Origin of the sequence: Ancylobacter sp. 3268 (assembly GCF_031456575.1) — a bacterium.
Classification (GTDB): Bacteria; Pseudomonadota; Alphaproteobacteria; order Rhizobiales; family Xanthobacteraceae; genus Ancylobacter.
This window is the reverse complement of the sequence record NZ_JAVDUX010000002.1, coordinates 432,058-452,895: the sequence shown is the minus strand read 5'-3', so window position 1 is coordinate 452,895 and position 20,838 is coordinate 432,058. Positions and strand designations below refer to the sequence as shown.

General features: G+C 67.0%; 21 protein-coding genes and 1 pseudogene. 10 read left to right on the top strand and 12 right to left on the bottom strand.

Features of this window, described 5'->3' with window-relative positions; genetic code table 11:
- Positions 1 to 220: 220 nt before the first annotated feature.
- Positions 221 to 346, top strand: a complete 126-nt coding sequence (locus J2X65_RS04330; protein ID WP_310198497.1) for a hypothetical protein — start codon at positions 221 to 223, stop codon at positions 344 to 346.
- A 24-nt stretch (positions 347 to 370) separates the two neighbouring features.
- Here the strand turns inward: J2X65_RS04330 and J2X65_RS04325 are convergent, their stop codons facing one another.
- Together J2X65_RS04325 and J2X65_RS04320 are read right to left on the bottom strand one after the other, a co-directional pair.
- Positions 371 to 1,306 (bottom strand): pirin family protein, encoded by a 936-nt coding sequence (locus J2X65_RS04325; protein WP_310198496.1) that lies wholly within the window; start codon positions 1,304 to 1,306, stop codon positions 371 to 373.
- A gap of 204 nt (positions 1,307 to 1,510) precedes the next feature.
- On the bottom strand, positions 1,511 to 2,404 hold the full coding sequence (locus J2X65_RS04320) for a LysR family transcriptional regulator (RefSeq protein ID WP_310198494.1): 894 nt from the start codon (positions 2,402 to 2,404) through the stop codon (positions 1,511 to 1,513).
- Positions 2,405 to 2,557: 153 nt separating this feature from the next.
- Between J2X65_RS04320 and J2X65_RS04315 the strand changes: the two genes are divergently transcribed.
- Together J2X65_RS04315 and J2X65_RS04310 are read left to right on the top strand one after the other, a co-directional pair.
- Positions 2,558 to 3,211 carry a hydrolase gene (locus J2X65_RS04315; protein ID WP_310198483.1) on the top strand — a complete coding sequence of 218 codons (654 nt, stop codon included), beginning with the start codon at positions 2,558 to 2,560 and terminating at the stop codon, positions 3,209 to 3,211.
- Positions 3,212 to 3,369: 158 nt separating this feature from the next.
- The gene (locus J2X65_RS04310; RefSeq protein ID WP_310198478.1) at positions 3,370 to 3,522 is read left to right on the top strand and encodes a hypothetical protein; all 153 of its coding nucleotides are present in this window, start codon (positions 3,370 to 3,372) and stop codon (positions 3,520 to 3,522) included.
- Between the two features lie 75 nt (positions 3,523 to 3,597).
- On the opposite strand, the gene J2X65_RS04305 is transcribed toward J2X65_RS04310, so the two are convergent.
- From J2X65_RS04305 to J2X65_RS04295, 3 genes are all read right to left on the bottom strand, one after another.
- Positions 3,598 to 4,605, bottom strand: a complete 1,008-nt coding sequence (locus J2X65_RS04305) for a GlxA family transcriptional regulator (protein ID WP_310198476.1) — start codon at positions 4,603 to 4,605, stop codon at positions 3,598 to 3,600.
- Positions 4,606 to 4,735: 130 nt separating this feature from the next.
- The gene (gene tehA, locus J2X65_RS04300) at positions 4,736 to 5,725 is read right to left on the bottom strand and encodes a dicarboxylate transporter/tellurite-resistance protein TehA (protein ID WP_310198474.1); all 990 of its coding nucleotides are present in this window, start codon (positions 5,723 to 5,725) and stop codon (positions 4,736 to 4,738) included.
- A gap of 53 nt (positions 5,726 to 5,778) precedes the next feature.
- The gene (locus J2X65_RS04295; protein ID WP_310198471.1) at positions 5,779 to 6,153 is read right to left on the bottom strand and encodes a c-type cytochrome; all 375 of its coding nucleotides are present in this window, start codon (positions 6,151 to 6,153) and stop codon (positions 5,779 to 5,781) included.
- A gap of 292 nt (positions 6,154 to 6,445) precedes the next feature.
- Between J2X65_RS04295 and J2X65_RS04290 the strand changes: the two genes are divergently transcribed.
- The 3 genes and pseudogenes from J2X65_RS04290 (at position 6,446) to J2X65_RS04280 (ending at position 10,132) form a co-directional block, all read left to right on the top strand.
- On the top strand, positions 6,446 to 7,246 hold the full coding sequence (locus J2X65_RS04290) for an SDR family oxidoreductase (protein WP_310198469.1): 801 nt from the start codon (positions 6,446 to 6,448) through the stop codon (positions 7,244 to 7,246).
- A gap of 175 nt (positions 7,247 to 7,421) precedes the next feature.
- Positions 7,422 to 7,871 (top strand): 2Fe-2S iron-sulfur cluster-binding protein, encoded by a 450-nt coding sequence (locus tag J2X65_RS04285; protein WP_310198467.1) that lies wholly within the window; start codon positions 7,422 to 7,424, stop codon positions 7,869 to 7,871.
- A gap of 60 nt (positions 7,872 to 7,931) precedes the next feature.
- Positions 7,932 to 10,132: pseudogene (locus tag J2X65_RS04280) on the top strand (molybdopterin cofactor-binding domain-containing protein).
- 72 nt (positions 10,133 to 10,204) lie between these two features.
- Here the strand turns inward: J2X65_RS04280 and J2X65_RS04275 are convergent.
- The 3 genes from J2X65_RS04275 to J2X65_RS04265 are packed head-to-tail and all read right to left on the bottom strand — an operon-like array spanning position 10,205 to position 13,581.
- Positions 10,205 to 11,437, bottom strand: a complete 1,233-nt coding sequence (locus J2X65_RS04275; RefSeq protein ID WP_310198466.1) for a cyclopropane-fatty-acyl-phospholipid synthase family protein — start codon at positions 11,435 to 11,437, stop codon at positions 10,205 to 10,207.
- Between the two features lie 12 nt (positions 11,438 to 11,449).
- On the bottom strand, positions 11,450 to 12,238 hold the full coding sequence (locus tag J2X65_RS04270) for a DUF1365 family protein (RefSeq protein WP_310198465.1): 789 nt from the start codon (positions 12,236 to 12,238) through the stop codon (positions 11,450 to 11,452).
- The gene (locus J2X65_RS04265) at positions 12,235 to 13,581 is read right to left on the bottom strand and encodes an FAD-dependent oxidoreductase (RefSeq protein ID WP_310198460.1); all 1,347 of its coding nucleotides are present in this window, start codon (positions 13,579 to 13,581) and stop codon (positions 12,235 to 12,237) included. Before J2X65_RS04265 ends, J2X65_RS04270 begins: the two co-directional genes overlap by 4 nt.
- A 210-nt stretch (positions 13,582 to 13,791) precedes the next feature.
- Here J2X65_RS04265 and J2X65_RS04260 point away from each other — a divergent pair, with 210 nt between their 5' ends.
- From J2X65_RS04260 to J2X65_RS04245, 4 genes are read left to right on the top strand one after another with little or no spacing between them, the layout of a single operon-like run.
- Positions 13,792 to 14,370: a sigma-70 family RNA polymerase sigma factor gene (locus J2X65_RS04260; RefSeq protein WP_310198457.1), complete on the top strand. Its 579-nt coding sequence runs from the start codon at positions 13,792 to 13,794 to the stop codon at positions 14,368 to 14,370.
- On the top strand, positions 14,367 to 15,035 hold the full coding sequence (locus J2X65_RS04255) for a ChrR family anti-sigma-E factor (RefSeq protein ID WP_310198455.1): 669 nt from the start codon (positions 14,367 to 14,369) through the stop codon (positions 15,033 to 15,035). Before J2X65_RS04260 ends, J2X65_RS04255 begins: the two co-directional genes overlap by 4 nt.
- Before the next feature lie 7 nt (positions 15,036 to 15,042).
- The gene (locus J2X65_RS04250) at positions 15,043 to 15,945 is read left to right on the top strand and encodes an alpha/beta hydrolase (protein WP_310198452.1); all 903 of its coding nucleotides are present in this window, start codon (positions 15,043 to 15,045) and stop codon (positions 15,943 to 15,945) included.
- On the top strand, positions 15,942 to 16,784 hold the full coding sequence (locus J2X65_RS04245) for a DUF1295 domain-containing protein (RefSeq protein WP_310198447.1): 843 nt from the start codon (positions 15,942 to 15,944) through the stop codon (positions 16,782 to 16,784). The genes J2X65_RS04250 and J2X65_RS04245 overlap by 4 nt, the downstream gene beginning before the upstream one ends.
- Before the next feature lie 121 nt (positions 16,785 to 16,905).
- Here the strand turns inward: J2X65_RS04245 and J2X65_RS04240 are convergent, their stop codons facing one another.
- The 4 genes from J2X65_RS04240 to J2X65_RS04225 form a co-directional block, all read right to left on the bottom strand.
- On the bottom strand, positions 16,906 to 17,322 hold the full coding sequence (locus tag J2X65_RS04240; RefSeq protein WP_310198444.1) for a DUF2177 family protein: 417 nt from the start codon (positions 17,320 to 17,322) through the stop codon (positions 16,906 to 16,908).
- Positions 17,323 to 17,550: 228 nt separating this feature from the next.
- Complete coding sequence (locus tag J2X65_RS04235; RefSeq protein ID WP_310198442.1) at positions 17,551 to 18,813, bottom strand: alpha/beta hydrolase; 1,263 nt, start codon at positions 18,811 to 18,813, stop codon at positions 17,551 to 17,553.
- 239 nt (positions 18,814 to 19,052) lie between these two features.
- Complete coding sequence (locus J2X65_RS04230; RefSeq protein ID WP_310198440.1) at positions 19,053 to 20,300, bottom strand: nickel/cobalt efflux transporter; 1,248 nt, start codon at positions 20,298 to 20,300, stop codon at positions 19,053 to 19,055.
- A 6-nt stretch (positions 20,301 to 20,306) separates the two neighbouring features.
- Positions 20,307 to 20,588, bottom strand: a complete 282-nt coding sequence (locus J2X65_RS04225; protein WP_310198438.1) for a metal-sensing transcriptional repressor — start codon at positions 20,586 to 20,588, stop codon at positions 20,307 to 20,309.
- Between the last annotated feature and the right edge of the window lie 250 nt (positions 20,589 to 20,838).

Below are 20,838 nucleotides of genomic sequence, written 5' to 3'. Positions count from 1 at the left end.
GGCGTGGGCTACCTGTTGGATGCGGAGGTCGAGTCGCCGATCGCTTGGTGGTTCGGTGCGTTGAGCGGCTGGTGGATTCTCGCTGGTTTCGTCGCCAGCGCGAACCTGGGGCGGCTCACACGTTTTGGGAGGTCGCGGGCCGCCTGGTCCTCGAGAGCCTCGGCTACGCCAAGGACATCGAGCTGGCCGAGCTCGAGATCGATCTCGAGACCCGGGGCAATTGCCCGAATTCGAGGCGGCATTCAGCAAGCTTCACGGCAAGGACTGGAAGGCCGAGAAAGGCATGCTTTCGTTCACCATCGGCGAGGCGAGCGCAGCCTTGAGTATCTTCAACCCGAAGGTGTAGCGGCGTTCGACTGGCGAGCACCGGTCAGTCTGGAAGTGGAATGTGCTCTTCCCGATCATCAATCGGCAGATCGAAGAGCCCCTTGCCCCAGTTCTGCGCCCGCCATTCGGCCTTAGCCTCCTCGATGCGCTCGCGCGAAGACGCGACGAAGTTCCACCAGATGTAGCGGGGACCCGAAAAGGTCGCGCCGCCGAGGATCATGAGGCGCGCGCCTCTGTCGCCGGCCGCGACGGTGATCCTGTCGCCGGGGCGGAAGACCATCATCCGGCCCGCCTCGAAATCCTGGCCGGCGATCGAGATCGAGCCTTCGACGATGTAGATGCCTCGATCTTCGTGATCGTCCGGCATCGGTAACCGGCCGCCCGCTTCTAGCGCCACGTCGGCATAGAAGGTCTCCGAGTACATCGTCGCGGGGGCCTTCTCGCCATAAGCGTTTCCGAGGATCAGCCGGACCGAGACGCCGCCATCCTCGATCACCGGCAGCGCCTCCTTGCCGTGATGCTCGAAAATCGGCGCCATATCCTCGAGATTCTCCGGCAGCGCCAGCCAGGTCTGAATGCCGAACAGGCGGTTCGGACCGCTTCGGGCCGCCGCCGATGTGCGCTCCGAATGGGTCACGCCGCGCCCGGCGACCATCCAGTTCAGCGCGCCCGGGCGTATCATCTGGTCGGCCCCGGTACTGTCGCGGTGATGGAAGTCGCCGCGATAGAGATAGGTGACGGTGCCGAGACCGATATGCGGGTGCGGCCGAACATCGACGCCCTGTCCGGTCAGGAACTCGGCCGGTCCAGCCTGATCGAAGAAGATGAATGGCCCGACCATCTGCCGCTTTGGCGCCGGCAAAGCGCGCCGAACCTCGAAGCCGCCGAGATCGCGAGAGCGTGGAACGATGAGTGTTTCGATCGCGTCGAGGCCCACCTCATCGGGACAGCCCGGTTCGATCGCCGGATTCCAACTCATATGCCTCATCCTTCCTCGGCTTCCGGGAGAACTCACCCTTGCCGGTGCCCCAATCTGGCGAAAGGCCGCCCGCCACACTAGCCCCGCGATGCGCCGATCTGCGTCGCGCCAAGTGGAACGCAAGGGCAAGATCGTCGAGCTCGGCGTTTCGCTGTCGGGCGGCCGCGGAGCGCAATCCTCAATAGGGCATCGCCTCGCCCGCTTCTAACGGTCGTGGCCCCAGACGTCCGGATTCCGCGCGAAATACTCGATCAGCATCTCGGTGAGCACCCGCACTTTCCGCGGGGGATGCTGCCCTGGCGGACGAACGACATAGGCGGCTCCCGGAGGTACGGGATAGCGTGTCATGATGGGGACGAGGGCGCCGGAGGCGACGTATTCATAGGTGATGCAATCGGGGAGCCAGGCTATGCCGAGACCAGCTGCCGCCGCGGCCGCAAGCGCCGTGGCGCTATCGGCCTTGAACCTGCCCTGCGGCTGAACCGTGACGATCCTGTCGCCATCCATGAACTGCCAGGCTTCCGTTCCCTGCATGAGGGCCTGATGAGCAACGAGCTCCTCCAGCGTCTCGGGCGACCCGTGCGCCTTGATGTAGTCCGGGCTTGCGACGAGCTTTCCTTGGATCGGCCCGACGCGCTTGGCGATCAGGTTGGAATCCTGAAGGTAACCGCCCCGGATCGCGCAATCGAAGCCCTCGGCGATGAGATCGACGAAGCGATCGCTATAGGAGGTGTGGATGTGAAGCCGGGAGTGCTGGCGTGCCATTTCCGCAATCACGGGAGCGAAGTGCGTCGGGCCGAAAGTGAGCGGCATGGCCACCCTCAGGCGGCCGCATAACTCCCCGGTAGGGAGGATCGCTTCCCTGGCCGTGTCGATCTCGGCACTGGCGCGCGCTGCATGATCCCTGAAGGTGATCCCCGCTTCCGTGAGCGCGGCGCCGCGGGTCGTGCGGGCAAGAAGCTGCACGCCGAGCTCTGCTTCGATCCGCAGAAGCCGCCGGCTGACGATCGACTTGGAGACGCCGAGCCGGCGTGCGGCTGCCGATACGCCGCCGCTGTCGGCGACCGCGACGAATGTCTGCAGATCCTCGATGTCCAAGTTGGCGTTCCCCGTTTCGCGACACAGCGTGCCGGACTGCGGAGCTACCCTATCACGCAACGGAACGCCAAAGTGCATCCGGCAGCGTCGCCTGCTGGCGCCTGTCTCCCGTGACCTCGTCGCCGCCCATGGCGGCAGAGAAAGGAAGCCTTGATGACTTTCCGCAACGGCCTTGATTCGCTTCTTCGTCCCGAAGACTCGGTCCTCGTTCTGATCGACCATCAGCCCTACCAACTCGCGAACCTGAACAGCCACGAGCCGCAGATGGTGATCAACAACACGGTGGGTCTGGCGAAGGCGGCAAGGGCCTTCGGGGTCCCCACCATCCTGACCACCGTGATCGCCGAGCGGGGTGGTCTGCTCTTCCCGCAGATCACCGATGTCTTCCCGGGTCAGGAGGTGATCGACCGGACGCTCATCAACACCTGGCAGGATCCGAAGGTGGTGGATTTGGTGAAGGCGACCGGCCGCAAGCAGCTGGTCATCGCCGGCCTGTGGACCGAGGTGTGCGTCGCAATGCCGGCCATCCAGGCCCTCGGCGAGGGTTGGGACGTGACCGTGGTCACCGATGCCTCCGGCGGCGTGTCCGTCGAGGCCCATCAGATCGCGATCCGGCGCATGATCGCGGCCGGCGCCAACATGATGACCTGGATGGCGGTGGCCGGCGAATGGCAGCGCGACTGGGCCCGGCTCGACACCGCCGCCAAGCTGACCGAGGTGCTCGTGCAGCACGGCGGCGGCAGCGGCATCGCCTATCTGTGGGAGCAGCAGCTGCTCAACACGCCGGTGCCGACCGCCGCGGGCTGATTGCGGCGGGAATGGTGGGAATTCGTCGAGGGGCGGATGTGATCCGGTTTTCGCGACGGGGTCCATTATGCAATGGGGTGTAACGGCAGCGGCGTCGCGATGATGACCTATCTCGGGCACCAGACCGCCTTAAAGATCCTGCGGCGACAGAACCGCAAATGCGGCTTCGACCGCGAGTCTCCGACCATCCGCTCTATTTCGGCAAGCCGTGGTTCCTGCCGATCGTCAGCGGCTGGTACCAGCTGCGCGATCGTATCGATCGCATCGGCGTCAAAGGATTGAGCGCCAATGGTCCGATCCCGCGCTCGTGACATCCCCCGCCGCCGGCGTCCTCGGCGGCGGGGCCGACGCTCTGTGACGCGTTCCCCCGCCATGGCTGCTCGGCATCAGCCTTGCGGTGGCGATCTATCGTGCGAGGCGGTACTACCACGCTGCGAGAGCCGCATGGCCTCGCCGTCACCCTCGATCAGGCGCAAACTGCGGCGCAGGCTTTGCGGGGGATGGCCGAAATGGCGCACAAAGGCGCGCCGCATGCGGTCGCGGTCGGCGAAGCCGGTATCCCTTGCAACGACATCCATGGCGTGGCGCCCCTCCTCGAGCATCAGCTTGGCGGCTTCAAGCCGCAGGCGTTCCACGGCTTTCGCCGGCGACTGGCCGGTTTGCTCGCGAAACACGCGGCTGAACTGGCGCGGGCTGAGGCTTGCCGCCTCCGCGAGTTCTTCGACTGTCAGCGGGTTGCGCAGATGTTCCTTGGCGTAGATCAGCGCCTGGCGCACCCGATCCGAGCGGGGCTCGAGCTCCAGCAGGGCGGAAAACTGGGACTGCCCGCCCGGGCGCCGATAATAGACCACCAGTTTGCGGGCGATTTCCCGCGCGAGCGGCGCTCCGTGGTCGTCCTCGATCAGCGCCAGCGTGAGATCGATGGCCGCGCTCATTCCCGCAGAGGTCCAGACCTTGCCGTCGGAGACGAAGATTCTGTCCTCGTCGACCTTCGCGGTGGGAAAGCGTTGCTGAAGATCGCGCGCATGCGCCCAGTGGGTGGTGACGAGACGTCCATCGAGCAGGCCGGCCTCGCCCAGCAGGAACACACCGGTACAGATGCCCGCGACGCGCCGGGACTCGCGTCCGGCGTCGGCGATGTAGTTGCGCAGGCCCGCCGTCAAAGGCCGGGGCGTCAGTTCGCCTACCACCATCAGCGTGTCGGGGTAGGCGGTCAGCGAATGGGTTTCAATCCGTATGCCCAGCGAGGAACGGATCGTGCCGCCATGCTCGGACATGACGGTAAGACGATAGGTCTCCTCGCCGAGCGCCACATTGGCGAACTCGAAGGCCGACAGCGCGGCCATGCCCATGACCTGAAAGCCATCTTCCAGAATAAAGCCGATCTGTCGCATGCATCGATGCCATTTTTGACCCTATTTTGAGTTCGTGCATGATTTAGGACACGCCGTCTATCCGGAATGCAGGGGCAAGCCGACGCATTGGGGCAGCGCGTCCGCCAGGGTTTGCTGACCGGGGTGCCTGTCACTTTGGAGCGGCGGCTGCTGCGCTCGGGGGAGAGGCGGTCAACAGACGCCCCTGGGCGGCCCGATAGACCGTCGCCGCCGCGACCACCAGCACGACCGCGTTGGCAAAGATAAAGAGCATCGGTGCCAGCAAGGTCACGCTGCCGGCGTCGCCCAGGGCGACGAGGCGGATCGGCGCCGTCGCCAGTGCGGTGACGCCGAAGGTGAAGGCCCAGTAGGAAGGGGCGATCGGCTCGCGAAGGATCCATGGCAGCAGCCGCAGCAGGATAAGAGCCTGCAGCAGGCCATAGCCGATCATCGCATGGGCGAAGAGCGGCGGGGCGGCCGGTGCAATCGAGATCAACGTCACGGCGCCGACGACGGGAGGTGCCAGTTGAATCCCCAGGGTAGGGCGCAGCGCGCTTGCCATGTTGGGGCTGGTCAGCATGCGATGCAGCAGCACCGATTCAATGGCGAGCCATCCGAACAGACCGGCGCCGAAGAAGAACTGCCCCAGATCGGCAAGGCCCAGCGCCGCGCCGACCGTGCCGGCGACGAAGCTTCCCGCCACCGTCGGCAAATAGAGGACGGGGGTGGAATGCTCGGGTGAGCGCTCGCCGAGCCAGAGCCCTCCCGTCCGCCAGACGGCGAAGCCGAGCGTGAACACGGCCCCGGCGGCGTAGAGGACAAGCGCGGCTCGGTGGGAATAGGGAGCGATGCCGCCGGCGACGAGCATCGTCGCGACGCCGATCAACCCGACGAAGCAGCACTGGATCGGATGGGCGGCCTCGGCCATCGCCGCCGCGCGAGCGCCGAGCCATTTGGTCAGGTAGAGCACGACCAGGACCGCCCAGACCGCTGCCGCCGCGGCCATCAGGGCTTCGCCCGGCCATATCGGCAATCCCCAGGCGAGATGGGCCGCGCGCCAGCTTCCGCCGAGCCCGGCAAGACCCAGCACCATTCCGAAGAAGGAGGCGGGAACAATGGGGACGCGGGGGGCGGGGTTCATGGCGAGATCTCTCATCTAACTGACGGCTGCCGTGAGGGCGCGGTGTTGACGGTTCAGGGCGTGACGCCCGCACCGAGCGTCTTCAGATAGGCAATCAGGTTCGTGCGGTCCTCGGATTTCGGCACGCTCACCGCCATGGAGGTGCCGGGCACCATCTTGGCGGGTGCGGCGAGGAACTGCTCCAGCGTCGCATCGTCCCAGACGATGTCGGTCGCCGAAAGGGCCTTCGAGTAACGAAAGCCGGCGACGGACGCCGCCCTGCGGCCGAAAACCCCGGCAAGGCCGGGTCCGACCTTGTTCTGTGCCGTCACCGTATGACAGCCGGCGCAGCGGCTGAACAGCGTCTTGCCAAGGGCGGCGTCGCCATCGGCACGCGCCGCCGCCGGCAGCAGGGTAAGACTGAGCGCTATCAAGGCGAAGCGGGACATGGTCGATCCGATCCAGTTGGGCTTTGTAATCGATGACGGCCGGGTGAAAAATTGGGTACGGCCGGTGCTGGATCGATTGAACAACATGGGATCCGGATTGCGAATGTCAGTAATCCGACGTTTTCGGTCATCCTTTCCAAAATGAACGTCGGTCGCACAGCGGTTATTCGTGAAGAATCGCTGCAAATGCCGGCATGTCCGGAATCGCCGTTCATACGTCATTTGGTAATTGCCCATTACCCGATAGCAATTCGCCTGTGATCTGCCTTGCACAAACAAACAGGAGACGACTATGGGCGAAATGGGCACTGCGGTGGTAACCGGCGCATCGTCTGGAATTGGCGCCATCTATGCCGACCGTCTGGCCGCGCGAGGCCATGACGTGATCCTGGTCGCCCGCAATGCCGGCCGCCTGGCACAGCAGGCGGAGCACATCGCCGGGCGGCATGGTGTGAAGACGCACATCATCGCCGCGGATCTCACCAGCCCCGCCGAACTGCGTCGGGTGGAGGAGGCCCTTAAGGCCGATCCGTCCATCGCCATGCTGGTCAACAATGCCGGCTTCGGCGGTGCCGGCGACCTGTTGCAGTCGGACGTCGACCGCATGGAGGAGATGATCGCCGTCAACGTCACCGCGGTGATGCGTCTCACTTACGCCCTGGCGCCGGCCTTCGTGGCGCGGGGCGCCGGAACGATCATCAATATCTCGTCGATCGTGGCGATCGGGCCGGAGATTCTCAACGGCGTCTATGGAGGCAGCAAGGCCTTTGTGCTCGGCTTCAGCCAGTCGCTCAAGAAGGAGCTCGGCGAGCGGGGCGTCAAGGTGCAGGTGGTCCTGCCGGGCGCCACGGCCACCGAGTTCTGGGACGTCGCCGGCCTGCCGGTCGGCAACCTGCCGGATACATGGGTGATGACCGCCGAAAACCTCGTCGATGCCGCGCTGCTGGGGCTCGATCGTGGGGAGTTCGCCACCATTCCCTCGCTGCAGTCCGGTGAGGAATGGGATGCCTATGAGAAGGCCCGGCGGGTCATGCTGCCCCATCTGTCGAGCGCGGCCGTCGCGCCCCGCTACGCATTGGCGGCTGCAAGCTGAGAGTGCCGACGAATCGGCAGGAACGCCGGCGACCCGGTCGGGTCGGCGCTGGCGGCGTCCTGCCGGGCCTGTGAGCATTCGAAATGAAAACAGTGACCGAAAACGCCGTCTCTACGTCCTACGACCTCGGCTGGAGTGGCTAGGTTTCCGTCGGCAAGTTCGGCAGGAGGCCTCGATGGCGAGCATCAATGTCAATGGACGCGATTTCGAGGTCGCGGCTGAGCCCGATACACCGCTGCTCTGGGTTCTTCGCGACACGTTGGCAATGACCGGAACCAAATATGGGTGCGGTATCGCCCTGTGCGGTGCATGCGCCGTGCTGATCGACGGCCACGCCACGCGCTCCTGCCAGTTTCCGCTGGAAAGCGTCGGTCAATCGCGGATCACCACGATCGAGGCGATCGAGGACGACGAGGTCGGCCGCAAGGTGGTGGACGCATGGGTCGGCATTCAGGTCCCCCAATGCGGCTACTGCCAGTCCGGCCAGGTGATGGCCGCCACGTCGCTCCTGAAGCAAAATCCGCATCCCACCGATGCCGATATCGCCGACGCCATGACCAATCTGTGCCGCTGCGGCACCTATAACCGCATCGCGAACGCCATTCGCCAGGTGGCCGCGGGCTGAGGGAGGCACCGATGAACGTCTTTGCCAGCATAGATCCCGCCCGCCCAGGCCGTGCGGCTGATGCGCCCGGAGGGGGGCACCAACCTCTCGCGCCGGCGGTTTCTGAGTTTCGGCGCGGGTGCCGTCGTGCTCGGCGTGCTCCTGCCCAGCCTTCCCGAGCGCACCTTCGCGGCGGTACCGAATGCCGGTCCCGTCAAGCCCGGGACCCGGGCGCCGGCCTTCCTGGTGATCGGCAAGGACAATTCGGTGAAGCTGCTCAGCCCCTTCGTCGAGGGCGGCCAGGGCATCAGCACGGGGCAGGCGCAGATCGTCGGCGAGGAACTCGACGTGAATCCGAGCCGGTTCATTGTCAATGCGCGCCGCCCGGCCCCGACTATGCGGTGGTTGGCGGCATCCGGATGACCGGCGGCAGCTTCTCGACGCGCTCGATCTACGATGTGCTGCGCCGGATGGGAGCCACGGCCCGCGACATGTTCATAAGGGCGGCCTCGACCCGGCTGGGTGTCGCCCCCACCAGCCTGACGACCGAGGACGGCGTTGTCGTTCATGCCGCCAGCGGCCGGCGGGTGCCTTATGGGGACATCGCCGCTGAGGCGCTGGCGCTGGAGCCGGCCGAGAATGTGCCGCTGCGCGATCCCGCGACGTTCCGCTACATCCGCAAGCCGGTGCCGCGCCTGGACGCACGGGGATAAATCCACCGGCAAGGCAACCTATGCCATCGACTGGAAGGTCGACGGCATGCTCTACGCCGCCGTGCAGCACGCCCCGCATCTCGGCACCGAGCCGGACAGCCTCGCCAATGAGGCCGCCGTGAAGGCGATGCCCGGCGTGCATTCGGTCCACAGGCTTCCGGGCGCCGTCGCGGTCGCCGCCGATAGCTGGTTCCGCGCCCGCAAGGCGGTCGAGGCGTTGGAGGTGACGTGGACGCAGCCAGCCTCCACGGGGTTCGGCAGCGTGGCCGCGGACTACTCGTCGGGCGGCCTGCTCGCGGCGCTGAAGGCGGAACCCGGCCGCGGCATTTCGGCGGAGCAGGCCGGCGACGTGGAGGCGGCCTTTGCCTCCGCCGCCAAGGTGGTCGAAGCCGAGTACGACGCGCCCTATCTGGCGCATGCCCAGCTGGAGCCGCCATCGACCATTGCGCGGTTCAATGCGGATGGGACGCTGGAACTCTGGATGCCCAACCAGATGCCGGAGCTGTTCCAGCTCTTCGCGTCGCAGACGGCGGGCATTCCCCAGGACAAGGTCATCATCCATTCGCCGATACTCGGCGGCTTCTGCGGGCGCCACTTCACCCATGGGCCGGGAAACCCGTTTCCGCAGGCGATCCTGCTGGCGAAAGCGACGGGCAAGCCGGTGAAGGTGCTGTGGTCGCGGGAGGAGGAGTTCAAGCGCGACGCGCTGCGCCCGCTGAGCTTCAGCCGCTTCAGCGCCGCGCTGGACAAGAATGGCAAGCCGATTGCGAGCAGGGTGCCCCGTGGGCGAGGGGCCGCTCGGCCGCTAATTCGGCGAGGCGGTGGCCGGCCCGGCGGACAGCTCGGCGGTCGAGGGCATCGTCCAAAAGCCTTATGCGATCCCCAACCGCTCGATGGATCTGGTCAAGTTCCCCCAACCGGCGACCATCGCCTTCTGGCGGTCGGTGGGGCACTCCATGAATGACTATTTCTACGAGGGTTTCTTCGACGAAATGGCCGATGCGGGCGGGCAGGATCCCTATGAGCTTCGCCTTGAGCTGCTCAGGGACAAACCGCGTCATCTCAACCTGCTCCGGACCGTCGGTGAGTTGTCCGGTGGCTGGAAGCGCGGGCCCTGTGCCTCGACCGAGGGCAAGCGCGCCCGCGGCGTCTCGATGGCATCTCCCTTCAGCTCGGAGACCGCCACCATCGCCGAAGTGTCGCTCGCCGACGGCCAGGTGAAAGTGCGCAATCTGTGGATCGCCTTCGATCCGGGCAGCATCGTCAACCCGTCGATCGTGACGTCGCAGGTCGAATCCGCCGCGGCACTGGGGCTTTCCGCCACGCTCTTCGAGGAGCTCGTCTATGCCGTTGGCGTGCGGCAATCGTCCAATTTCGACACCTATCCCATCCTTGCGCGCGACCATGCCGGCGGTGCATGTGGAGATCGTCGAAAGCGGGGCGCCGATGGGCGGCGTCGGGGAGCCGGGTCTTCCGGGCATCGGCCCCGCCGTGGTCAATGCGGTGGCGGCCCTCACCGGCAAGCATATTCGCAGGCTGCCGCTGGCGAAGGCGAATTTCGGGTCGTGATGAGGCACGAGCGCGCCGGGCTCCATCCTGGTACGGCCCGGCCATGCGAAGGACGGGCAGCCGTCCCTCCGTTCAGCCGCGCAACGTATACAGCCCGACATCGATGGCGCCGGCGCGAAATCCACCCTCGCAATAGCTCAGATAATATTCCCAGAGCCGCCGGAAGTCGCTGCCGAAGCCCTGTCGCTCCAGTTCGTCCCGCGCGGCAAGGAAGCGACGCCGCCATTCCGCCAGGGTGATCGCATAGCTGGGCCCGAAAGCCTCCGTTCCCACCAGTTCCAACCCGGCCCGCTGCGCGTGCTCGGCGATATGGGTCTTGGTCGGCAACATGCCGCCGGGAAAGATGTGGCGCTGGATGAAGTCGGTGTTGCGCCGGTAGCCCTCGAAGCGGTCCTCGGCAATGGTGATGACCTGCAGAACCGCGGCGCCGCCCGGGTTAAGGCATTGGCGCAGCTTGGCGAAGTAGATCGGCCAATAGGATTCGCCGACCGCCTCCAGCATCTCGATGGAGATGATGCGGTCGTAGCGTCCGCTGACGTCGCGATAGTCCTGGAAGCGCAGCTCGGTATGCGCCGCCAGCATCGGATCGGCCTCTATCCGTGCCTGGCCGTCGGCGAGCTGTTCGCGGGAGAGGGTGATGCCGACGACATCGATGCCCCGCCGGGCAAGCGCGGCGGCAAGGGAGCCCCAGCCGCAGCCGATTTCCAGCACCCTTTGGCCGGGTCTGGCGTCGACGAGCTCGATGATGCGGGAGAGCTTGGCCTGTTGCGCCTCCTCCAGGCTTTGGCCGGCATGGGTATAGATCGCCGAGGAATAGTTCATGCCGGCATCCAGCCATGCACGATAGAATTCGTTGCCGAGATCGTAGTGGAACGAGATATTGCGCCGGCTACCGGACTTCGAATTTGCGTGCAGCAAGTGGCGAAGCCGGTTCCACAGCCGGAATGGCGGCAATGCTACCAGCTGCTCGGCGAGCCGGGGAAGGTTGCGGGCCGCGCAATCGATGAAGGCCGGCAGGTCCGGGCTCGACCAGTCGCCGGCGAGATAGGCTTCGGAGAAGCCGACGTCGCCGCCGGTGGCGAGGCGCCGCATGGCGCGCCAGCGATGCAGCACCAGCGTCGCCTCCGGCCCGGGAAGCGGACCGCGCGCGACAAGGCGTCGACCTTGCGGGGTCACCACCGTCAGGCTGCCGACCGCCAGCCGCCGCAGCAGACGAGCCAGCATCGCCTCGCGCAGGTTGCGGCGGGGCGTCGTCTCTTCGAGGGAGGAGGGCAACAGGTCGGTACTGTCGGCGTCAATATGCATGCGGCGCTGTCCTCAGGACCGGGGAGAAGGCGAAATGCTGACGGGAAGCTCGGGCGCCGGCGGACGCGGGCGCGGCCCGATGCCCTTCGCCCAGATCCGCAGAGCTTCCCAATGGATGCCGGCGATCACCTTGAGCGTCAGCAGCGGGTAGCCGACCAGCGCGCGGGCGAGCGCCCCATCGGTGAGCGGCCGCCGCGTGGCGGCGTGGATGGCGCTCAGCACCGGCCCTTCGCCGTCGCGAACCAGGATGGCGATGCGCAGCGCCGCGCCGGGCGGCTGGATGCGGAAGCAATAGGTGAGGTCCATGTCCATGAAGGGTGAGACATGGAAATGCTTGTCGGCCTGCTGGCGCAGGGGCGTGCCGGCCTCCCCGCCGGCGGGGATCAGATAGGAATGGCGCTCGCCGAAGGTGTTGTTCACCTCGTAGAGCACGGCGAGCAGCGAGCCATCCCGCCGATGGCAGAAATAGATGCTCAGCGGATTGAAGGCATAGCCGAACAGGCGCGGCATGGTGAGCAGGCGCACCGGTCCGCCATCCGGCTCCAGGCCGGCCGAGGCGAGCAGATCCTCCACCTTCGCCTTCAGCGGTCCCTCGCCCGGCCCGGCATGGTCGCCATCGTGAAAGCTGACCACATTGAAACGGTTGTGCGAGAACAGGCGTAGGCGGCGGTCGAGCGCGTCCAGCGCGTCGAGGTCCAGCAGCAGCGAGAAGATGTGGTAGCGCAGGCGATGCCGGCGCGGCTTGAGCCGCACATGGATCACCGAGCCGGCATAGAGCGCCGATGCCTCCTCGCTCATCATGCCAGCTCCCGGCTTGCCGGCGCGGCGCGGGAGCGCGGCAGCGCGATGCGGCCGGATTCTGCCGCCACGCGCCACGGCCGGCGCAGGCCGCCCAGGGCTTCGGCGACGGCGAGCCCGGCCTGCAATCCGTCCTCGTGGAAGCCGGCGCCGAAATAGGCGCCGCAGAACCACACGCCGCCATCGCCCTGGAGCGACCAGAGCCGCGCCTGCGCCGCCATGGCCTCGGCGTCGAAAAGCGGGTGCTCATAGCTCACGCGATAGGCGACCGTCGCCGGATCGGGCTCGGTTCCGGGATTGAGCGTGACGAAGAAAGGCTTCGCCTCGGCGATGTCCTGCAGCCGGTTCATCCAGTAGGTGACGCACAGCCGCTCCCCGGCGCGGCGATCGGCGAGGTAGTTCCAGGCCGACCAAGCGGCACGCCGGCGGGGCATGAGGCGCCGGTCGCCGTGCAGCACCGCCTCGTTCCGGCTGTAGCGGAAGGCGCCGAGCAGCCGGCGCTCGGCCTCGGTCGGCTGCTCGAGCATGGCCAGCGCCTGGTCGGCATGCGCGGCGATCACCACCTGATCGAAATGACTCCGGGCGCCGGTGCGGTCGGTGACGACCACCCCTCCCTGGACGCGGCGCACCGCGCCTATCGCCCGGCCGGTCTCGACGCGCCCGCGGAAGTGCGCCCGCAGCCGGGCGACATAGCGCTGGCTGCCGCCGACGACGGTACGCCAGGCCGGGCGTCCGGCAAATTGCAGCAGCCCGTGGTTTTCGCAGAAGCGGACGAAGGCGGCGGCCGGGTAGCGTCCGACATCTCCGGCAGGGGTGGACCAGATCGCCGCCGCCATGGGGTAGAGATGATCGTGGCGGAATGCGGCGCCATATTTGTTGGCGTCGAGATAGGCGTCGAGGGACTGCGTTCCCATACCGGGCAGGTCGCGCGGGGCGCGGCGATAGAAGCGCACGAGGTCGCGCAGCATCGCCCCGAAGCGGGGGGAGAACAGGTTGGCGGGCTGCGCGAACAGGCCGCGCAGGCCCGAGCCGGAATATTCCAGCCGCCCGGCGTCGAGCGATACCGCGAAAGACATGTCGGAGGCGCGGGTCGGCACGCCGAGATGGTCGAACAGCGCCGTGAGATTGGGATAGGTCCGCTCATTATAGACGATGAACCCGGTATCCACCGGAACGCCGTCCACTTCCACGGTGTTGGCATGGCCACCGAGCCGCCCGTCCGCCTCGAACAGCGTCACCTCATGGCGCTGGGAGAGCAACCATGCCGCCGACAGGCCGGAGATGCCGGCGCCGATGACGGCAATGCGTAGCGGAATACCAGGCGTGAAGTCCTGACGAATATTCATGGCGCGGGCTTTCGGCGCAGGTGGAGCCCGGCTGGTGGAGCCGGGCGGCGGCGTTGTCTATTGTGTACGCAGGTGGCCTCGCGCCGGATCACCTTCCGCGGATTGATCCAGTGCGTGAGCCGGTGCGTAGAAGGGTTCATGAATGCCTTGCTGGACCACGCACGCTCTGACGGGTCTCCCGGCCTCCGATTGCCGGTACGGGGGCGATTGGTGACGCATCTGACGGAAGGCAACGCCATGCCGGATGGCTGCGAACTGGCGCGGCTGATCCTGAAGATTGCCGCCGAGCGCGACCGGCAGGCCTTTGCGCGGCTCTACCAGCATTTCGCGCCGCGTGTGACGGCGTTCCTGAGGAAATCCGGCCTGCCGGCCAATACCGCCGAGGAAATCGCCCAGGAAACCATGCTTTCCGTATGGCGCAAGGCATCCTATTTCGATCCGGCCCGTGCCGGCGCGGCGACGTGGATTTTCACCATCGCCCGCAACCTGCGGGTCGACCATTTGCGGCGGGTCCGCGTGGCCGCGGCCGCCGAGAGCGCGCCGCCCGAAGAGCAGGAAGTCGCTCCTTCCAGCGAGGCGTTGCTGCTGGCTACCGAGCAGGAGGCGAGAGTGCGGGCCGCGCTGAAGGCGCTGTCCGACGAGCAGGCACTGGTGCTGCGGCTGTCCTTCTTCGGCGACAAGGCGCATTCCGAGATCGCCCGCGAGCTCGGCCTGCCGCTCGGCACGGTGAAATCGCGGGTGCGCCTCGCCCTCGGGCGGCTGCGTGCACTGCTGGAAGGCGAATCATGACTGTCCGTCACCACGCGACCGATGAAACGCTCATGCGCTACGCCGCGGGTCGGCTGCCCGCCGGCCCGGCGATGGTGGTCGCGACCCATCTGGCCGGCTGCCCGGCCTGCCGTGCCCGCGTGGGGCGTTTCGAGGCCGTGGGCGGTGCGCTTCTGGAGGAGATCGAACCGGTGCCGATGGCGCCGGATGCCTTCGCCGCCGCGCTGCGCGTGCTCGATGCGGAGGAGAGGGGCCCTCGGGCCACGCCGCTGCCGACCGTTCGGCCGCGCCGGCCGGGAACGTTGCCCGGCGGCATCGCCCTGCCCGAGCCGCTGCGCGCCTGCGAGATCGGCCCGTGGCGCTGGATCGGTTTCGGCGTGCGCGCCAGCGCGGTGAAGCTGCCGCATGATCCTTCCGCACGGCTGACCTTGCTCCGGGTCGGCCCCGGTCGCAAGCTGCCGGAGCATGGCCATTTCGGCACCGAGTTCACCCAGGTGCTGGTCGGCTCTTTCTCTGATGGGTATGGGCGCTATCTGCCGGGCGACCTCAGCGAGATGGATGCCGAGGTCGAGCACCAGCCGGTGGTCGATCCGGATGGCGAGTGCATCTGCCTCGCCGCTCTGGAGGGCGGGATGAGGCTTACCGGCTTCTTCGGCCGGCTGATCCAGCCTTTCGTCCGGTTATAGGTGGGTGATGCGCGAGGCCTGGCCTGTCGCGCTCGCCGTGCTCGCCGGCGGTGCCGCCACGGCCACCGCCGCCGCCTGGACGGCGCCGCTCGCCACGCTCAACACGCTGGCGCGGCTGGAGAACGTCCGGACGATTCCCGCTCTTGCCTATGCCGAAGGCGCGCGCCACGGCGTCGATGTCTACGCCCCCGCCCCCGCCCCCTCCTCGGCAGGCGACCGGTTTCCCGTCGTGGTGTTCTTTTATGGTGGCGGCTGGGAGGGAGGGGAGCGCGGCTTCTACCGCTTCGTCGGCGCCGCATTGGCGAGCCGGGGCATCGTCGCGGTCATCCCTGATTATCGGGTCTATCCCGAGGTGCGCTTTCCCGATTTTGTGAAGGACGCGGCCCAGGCAGTGCGTTGGGCACGCGATCATGCCGGAGCCTTTGGCGGCGACGGGCGCAGGCTGGTGCTCGCCGGTCATTCGGCGGGCGCGCATATCGCGGCGGCGCTGCATTTCGACCGGCAGTGGCTGGAGGGGGCCGGGCTTGATGCCCGGCGCGACATTGCCGGTCTGGTCGGGCTCGCCGGGCCCTATGATTTCCTGCCGCTCCGCAGCCGCACGCTGGAGGCGATCTTCGGCCCGGAACCTGGGCGAGCGCTGAGCCAGCCGATCAATTTCGTGCAGGGTGGCGAGGCGCCCGCCTTCCTTGCCACCGGGCCGAGCGACGACACGGTCGATCCCGGCAACACCGCGCGCCTCGCCGCCCGCATCCGCGCCTGCGGCGGCGAGGTGATCGTCAGGGTCTATGAACGCGTCGACCACCGCACCCTGCTCGGTGCCTTTTCCCGGCCGCTGCGGCTGCTGGCTCCGGTGCTCGACGACATGTCGGCTTTCATTCATGAGGTGACGGGGCGGGAGGCGCGTTTATGAGCCCCTTGTTCGCGTTCCTCCTGCTTGCGGGCGGGCTGTCTCTGGCGATGGCAGGGGCGTGGCGCGCCGCCGAGCTTAGCGGCAATCACGGCTGGGTTGACACCGTCTGGTCTTTCGCCGCTGGTAGCGCCGGTGTGGCTGGCGCGCTCATGCCGTTGGGCGCCGCCTCATGGCTGCCGCGCCAGATGCTCGTCGCGTCATTGGTGGCACTGTGGTCGCTGCGGCTGGGCCTGCACATCCTGCGGCGCACCCGCGCCGGCCATGACGATCCGCGCTATGCCGAGTTGCGCCGGGACTGGGGCGCCGCCGCGCCGCGCCGGCTGTTCCTGTTCCTGCAAACCCAGGCACTGGCGGCGCTGGTGCTGGCAGGCGCGGTGATGGCGGCGGCACATCATCCGCTGCCGGGCTGGCGGGCGGGAGATGTGATCGGCGTCGCGCTGTTCGTCGTCGGCCTGCTGGGCGCCGCCGTCGCGGACCGCCAGCTGGCGCGCTTCCGCGCCGCCGCGGCACATCGTGGGCGTGTCTGCGACGCCGGATTATGGGGGCTGACGCGCCACCCGAATTATTTCTTCGAGTGGCTCGGCTGGCTCGCCTATCCGGCGATCGCCATCGATCTCACCGGCGCCTACCCATGGGGTGCGGCCGCGCTTGTCGCCCCGCTGCTGATCTATGTGCTGCTGGTTCACGTCTCCGGCATCCCGCCGACGGAGGCGCATATGCTGCGTTCGCGAGGTGCCGCCTTCCGCGACTATCGGCGGCGGGTCAACGCGTTCTGGCCGGGCCCGCCGCGCCGCTCCCCGGGCGGGAGTACCCGGGGAGCTGGCAAATCATCAGCCTGATCGTGCTCCGGCCACATCGCGGCACGGGTGACGTTGCCTGATGCCGTCACTTCCTCGGCATCGGCATGGCGTCGGCCACCCCCGGCGATTGCACCGCTCACGCCGTTGAAACGGGGCGGGATCAGCTCGGGAGCCGGGCGGTCAATGCCTGGGTGACGAGCATGCCAACGGTCGCCGATCCGGCGGTGAGAACCGTGCCCCACATGATGTCGACCACCGTGACCAGCGCCGGCCAGTCGCGCAGCGTGGCCTGATTGGTGAGGTCGTAGCAGGCATAGGCGATCAGCCCGAAGAGCGCGCCCTGCGTCAGGGCGGTGCTCCAGCGCCCGGATGCCAGCGCCGGCTGGACCGCGAATACCACGATGCCGGCAACATAGAGCAGATAGAACAGGATGGCCGGCGGCAGGTTGAGCTGGTCCGCCATCAAATGGCCAAGCCGCGGTCGATAGAACCGGCCGGCCATGAGCCCGAGCCAGACCGAGTCGATGGCCAGAAACACCAGGCCGGTGGCAAGATAGCTGATCGCGTGATGCATCATGGCGGTTCGGATCCGCTGCGGTGGGTTCGACGCTCTTACGGGCGCAAACCGCCGCCAGATCAGTCTGCCGGGCGGCATCCCTGCCGCCATTCATCACATCGTTGCTTCCCGGCCTGTCGGGGCGGATCGGCGGCCAGCGGAACGGTCAAGCCGCGCCCGAGGTCGCAGGCCGTGGCAACCGCCATCCCCACATCCGGCCGCACTGCCGGGCGGCGGATGGCTCACGGCTCATTCCGGCGCGGGGGGCGGGGCCAGCGAAGTCCGGTTCTCTGCGCTGCCGGCGAGGCTGTGACCGAGAGTCTTGACCTGCTGGTCGTAATTCTGGCGCGTGTTGGGGTCGACCACCGCCACCGGGGCGGCGACGATGACGCCGGCGGCGGTACCCACTGCCGCCGCCGCGCCGGCGGAGGCCTCGATGATGTGGTCGCCAAGCCCGACGCGCGAATCGTTGATGGATTGCCCTTCGGCCAGGCGCTGGCCGATCAACCGCACCACTTCGGGGCTTTCGGCGAACTTGCCGTGGTTCAGCGGGTCGCCGGTGCGCAGCTTGGTGAGATCGACCACGGTGATCTTGTCGCGCTCGAATTCGGTCTTGTACGGCTCCTTGTCCGGGTCAATGGCGCCGAGGCGATCGGTGCTGCCCCAGATCCGCCGCGACAGCGAGAGCGCCTTGTCGTCGCGGGAGACGAAGACGGTGATGTTCGGCCGCGGCGAGCCCATGTCATAGACCTGGGTGCGGAACACGTCGACATCGACATCGGGTGCCGCAAGGATGACGTTCTGGATCTTCGGCGCGATGCGCTTGTTGCGGATGGCCATCTGCCGCAGCGCTTCAACCGTCACCCAATTGCCCATGGAATGGGCCAGTACCGTGATCTCGCCGACTTCGGGATCGGCGGCGAGATAGGACAGCAGCCGCTCCAGCGCATCGCGCGAATAGTTGGTGCTCTCGCGATCATAGCCATAGGCCAGAAGGCTGCCGCGCGACGGCCAGGTGAACAGGATCGGCACCACCGGCGCGCCGGAATCGTGTACGATCTGGGCGAAGCGGAACACGGCATCGTCGAAGCGATTGTTGAAGCCGTGGATGAACACCATCACCCGGCGCTGCGGCGTCTGCTTGAGCCGCTGGCTGAACCAGCTTAGCGCCTGGTCCCGGTTGATCATCTCGGCACGGGTGGTGACGAAATCGGTTTGCGGGTTGCCCGGGACCCGCTTCGGCCATTGCACCTCGCCGACCTTGCGGACGGTTTCGGGCGGAATGGAAACGGTGATACGGGCAAAGGAAAGCGTCGGGCGGCCGCGCTCGCCGGTATACATGTTGCCGGGATTGTCCGAGCGCAGGCGGGTCGTCGCCACCACCATGTCGACCTGGCTGGTGTCGGCCGTCGTTCCCGCCACCGGCAGAAGCACGCCGTCCGGCGGGTTGGCGCAGGCTGCCAGCATCAACCCCACCACGGCGAAAACGAGGCTTCTCGACAGGCGTATCATGCGGGCCTCGGTACCTACTGCCTGTCTATCGTTCGCTGATGTTGCGCAATTTGCGGGTGGCGTCCGCCGCCGGCCCCGAAAACGTCGCACCTCATACTTCAATTTTCAATGAATGTCTCTCGGCTACCGAGAGGAAGGAGGCGCCAGATCGCTCCTTCCTCTTCGGCTCCGCCATATGTGCTTATGGTCCAAGACGTTGTTTTGACAGAGCTGCCACGTCGCGCCGGGGCCTTCGCCGGTCAGCCTGCCACCGGGGTGGCGGCAAGGGCGGCAATGCCGCTCCAGCCATGCCAGCCGACATAGAGGCCGACGGCGATCAGCAGCATGCCGGAGAAATACGGCGCCCGGCGCGCGGCGGTGGAGAACCAGCTCCAGCGCTTGGCGGCCTGCCGCACGCTGAGCGCCGCGGTGGCTCCCACCGCGACCAGCGTGATCGCCAGCCCGATGGAAAAGCACAGCACCAGGCCGAAGCCGAGGGTGACTTCCTTGAGCTGGAGGCACAGCAGCAGCACGGTGATCGCCGCGGGACAGGGGATGAGGCCCCCGGTCAGGCCGAACAGGATGATCTGCCAGGTCGTGACGTTGCGGTCGGCGAAGCGACGCCGGATGTCGTTGGCATGGGCGAGCTCATGCGCGTCCTGATACCCGTCGGTGCCGACCTCGAGCCCGCGCATCTCTTCGTGGAGATGGTCATGCCCCTCCGCGCTCTTCAGGAACGACACGTCGAAATCGTGCGAATGGTTGCCATGCCCCAGCGCCAGCCGCGCCATGAAGTCGAAGGGCGCGGGGATGGCTTCCACGCTCTCGATGTAGCCATCGCGCCCGGCGAAGGAAAAGCTCTGGACGCGCCCGTCCGGCCGCTCGGTGGTCAGCTTCACTTCGCCGGCCGTCCACGGCTTGCCCCGTTCGGGGCGGAAGCGCCAATGAGCGTCGCCGTGGCCGTGGTCGTGAAGCTCAAGCTTGTGCAGGCCGTGGCCGGTATCGATCATCCGGATGTCGGCGACGGGATGTGCAGGGTCGTCATGGCCGTGATCGTGGCCGTGATCGTGTCCATGCCCGTGGTCGTGCGCGTGGCCGTGCCCGTGATCGGCATCGGGCCCGTGAGGGCCGTGATGATGACCCTGCGCGGCCTTGGCCCGCTGCTGGTCCTCATAGGTACGCCACAGCATCCAGCTGGCCATGCCGACGATGATCAACGCCGAGGCGAATTGGAGATACGGCTCGAACGTTTCCGGCGCGGTGCCCTGCCACAGATACATGCCGCCGAGCGCAATCGCCCAGACCACCAGTGTGTGCGACACGGTGGCAGCCAGCCCCAGCAGCACCGCCTGGGTGACGGTGCCCCGTACCGCCACGATGAAGGCGGCCATCAGCGTCTTGGAGTGCCCGGGCTCCAGCCCGTGCAGGGCTCCGAGCAGGATGGCGCTGGGGATGAAAAGCCAGGCGTGAGCGCTGCTTTGCTGGATCAGCTCGGCGAAGGTGGGCATGGGGCCTCAGAGATATTTGATGATGTCCTTGAAATCGTTGATCGAGCGCCTCTGATCCTGCGGCAGCGGCGACACCACCTCGTCGAGGCAGTGATCCAGATGGTCCTGGATCAGGGTCTTCTTGGCCTGGCTGATCGCCTTCTCCACCGCGTGCAACTGCTGGGCGATGTCGAGGCAGGGCCGACCGGCCTCCAGCATCTCGATCACCGTGCGCAGATGCCCGTGCGAGCGCTTGAGGCGCTTCACGATCTCGGGGTGGGTGTGGTGGATATGAGGGTGCTCGCTCATATAAATATCCTATCCCCCTAGAGGGGTTATTTCAATCCCCCCTAGGGGGATATGAACGATGGTCGCGTCCGCGACCGACGGTGGGTTGAGGTCGGATGTCGGTTCGCCGCTTCCCGCACATCTCGAAGCCGATCTGCGCGAGGGCGACATGCGGTCATCGAAGTTGTTGTTCGAACTTGAGTTTCGCTCGGCCGGTCAGGGATGTCAGCACGAGGCCGGCGGACGGCCGCTCGTCACGCACCGATGCCTG

Excerpts from the sequence above, each read along its gene's own strand:
- J2X65_RS04290 (WP_310198469.1), top strand. The coding sequence starts at position 6,446 with ATGGGCGAAATGGGCACTGCGGTGGTAACCGGCGCATCGTCTGGAATT.
- J2X65_RS04245 (WP_310198447.1), top strand. The coding sequence starts at position 15,942 with ATGAGCCCCTTGTTCGCGTTCCTCCTGCTTGCGGGCGGGCTGTCTCTG.
- J2X65_RS04285 (WP_310198467.1), top strand. The coding sequence starts at position 7,422 with ATGGCGAGCATCAATGTCAATGGACGCGATTTCGAGGTCGCGGCTGAG.
- J2X65_RS04230 (WP_310198440.1), bottom strand. The coding sequence starts at position 20,300 with ATGCCCACCTTCGCCGAGCTGATCCAGCAAAGCAGCGCTCACGCCTGG.
- J2X65_RS04235 (WP_310198442.1), bottom strand. The coding sequence starts at position 18,813 with ATGATACGCCTGTCGAGAAGCCTCGTTTTCGCCGTGGTGGGGTTGATG.
- J2X65_RS04255 (WP_310198455.1), top strand. The coding sequence starts at position 14,367 with ATGACTGTCCGTCACCACGCGACCGATGAAACGCTCATGCGCTACGCC.
- J2X65_RS04225 (WP_310198438.1), bottom strand. The coding sequence starts at position 20,588 with ATGAGCGAGCACCCTCATATCCACCACACCCACCCCGAGATCGTGAAG.
- tehA (WP_310198474.1), bottom strand. The coding sequence starts at position 5,725 with ATGAACCCCGCCCCCCGCGTCCCCATTGTTCCCGCCTCCTTCTTCGGA.
- J2X65_RS04295 (WP_310198471.1), bottom strand. The coding sequence starts at position 6,153 with ATGTCCCGCTTCGCCTTGATAGCGCTCAGTCTTACCCTGCTGCCGGCG.
- J2X65_RS04250 (WP_310198452.1), top strand. The coding sequence starts at position 15,043 with ATGCGCGAGGCCTGGCCTGTCGCGCTCGCCGTGCTCGCCGGCGGTGCC.
- J2X65_RS04315 (WP_310198483.1), top strand. The coding sequence starts at position 2,558 with ATGACTTTCCGCAACGGCCTTGATTCGCTTCTTCGTCCCGAAGACTCG.
- J2X65_RS04275 (WP_310198466.1), bottom strand. The coding sequence starts at position 11,437 with ATGCATATTGACGCCGACAGTACCGACCTGTTGCCCTCCTCCCTCGAA.
- J2X65_RS04240 (WP_310198444.1), bottom strand. The coding sequence starts at position 17,322 with ATGATGCATCACGCGATCAGCTATCTTGCCACCGGCCTGGTGTTTCTG.
- J2X65_RS04310 (WP_310198478.1), top strand. The coding sequence starts at position 3,370 with ATGCGGCTTCGACCGCGAGTCTCCGACCATCCGCTCTATTTCGGCAAG.
- J2X65_RS04325 (WP_310198496.1), bottom strand. The coding sequence starts at position 1,306 with ATGAGTTGGAATCCGGCGATCGAACCGGGCTGTCCCGATGAGGTGGGC.
- J2X65_RS04265 (WP_310198460.1), bottom strand. The coding sequence starts at position 13,581 with ATGAATATTCGTCAGGACTTCACGCCTGGTATTCCGCTACGCATTGCC.
- J2X65_RS04305 (WP_310198476.1), bottom strand. The coding sequence starts at position 4,605 with ATGCGACAGATCGGCTTTATTCTGGAAGATGGCTTTCAGGTCATGGGC.
- J2X65_RS04270 (WP_310198465.1), bottom strand. The coding sequence starts at position 12,238 with ATGATGAGCGAGGAGGCATCGGCGCTCTATGCCGGCTCGGTGATCCAT.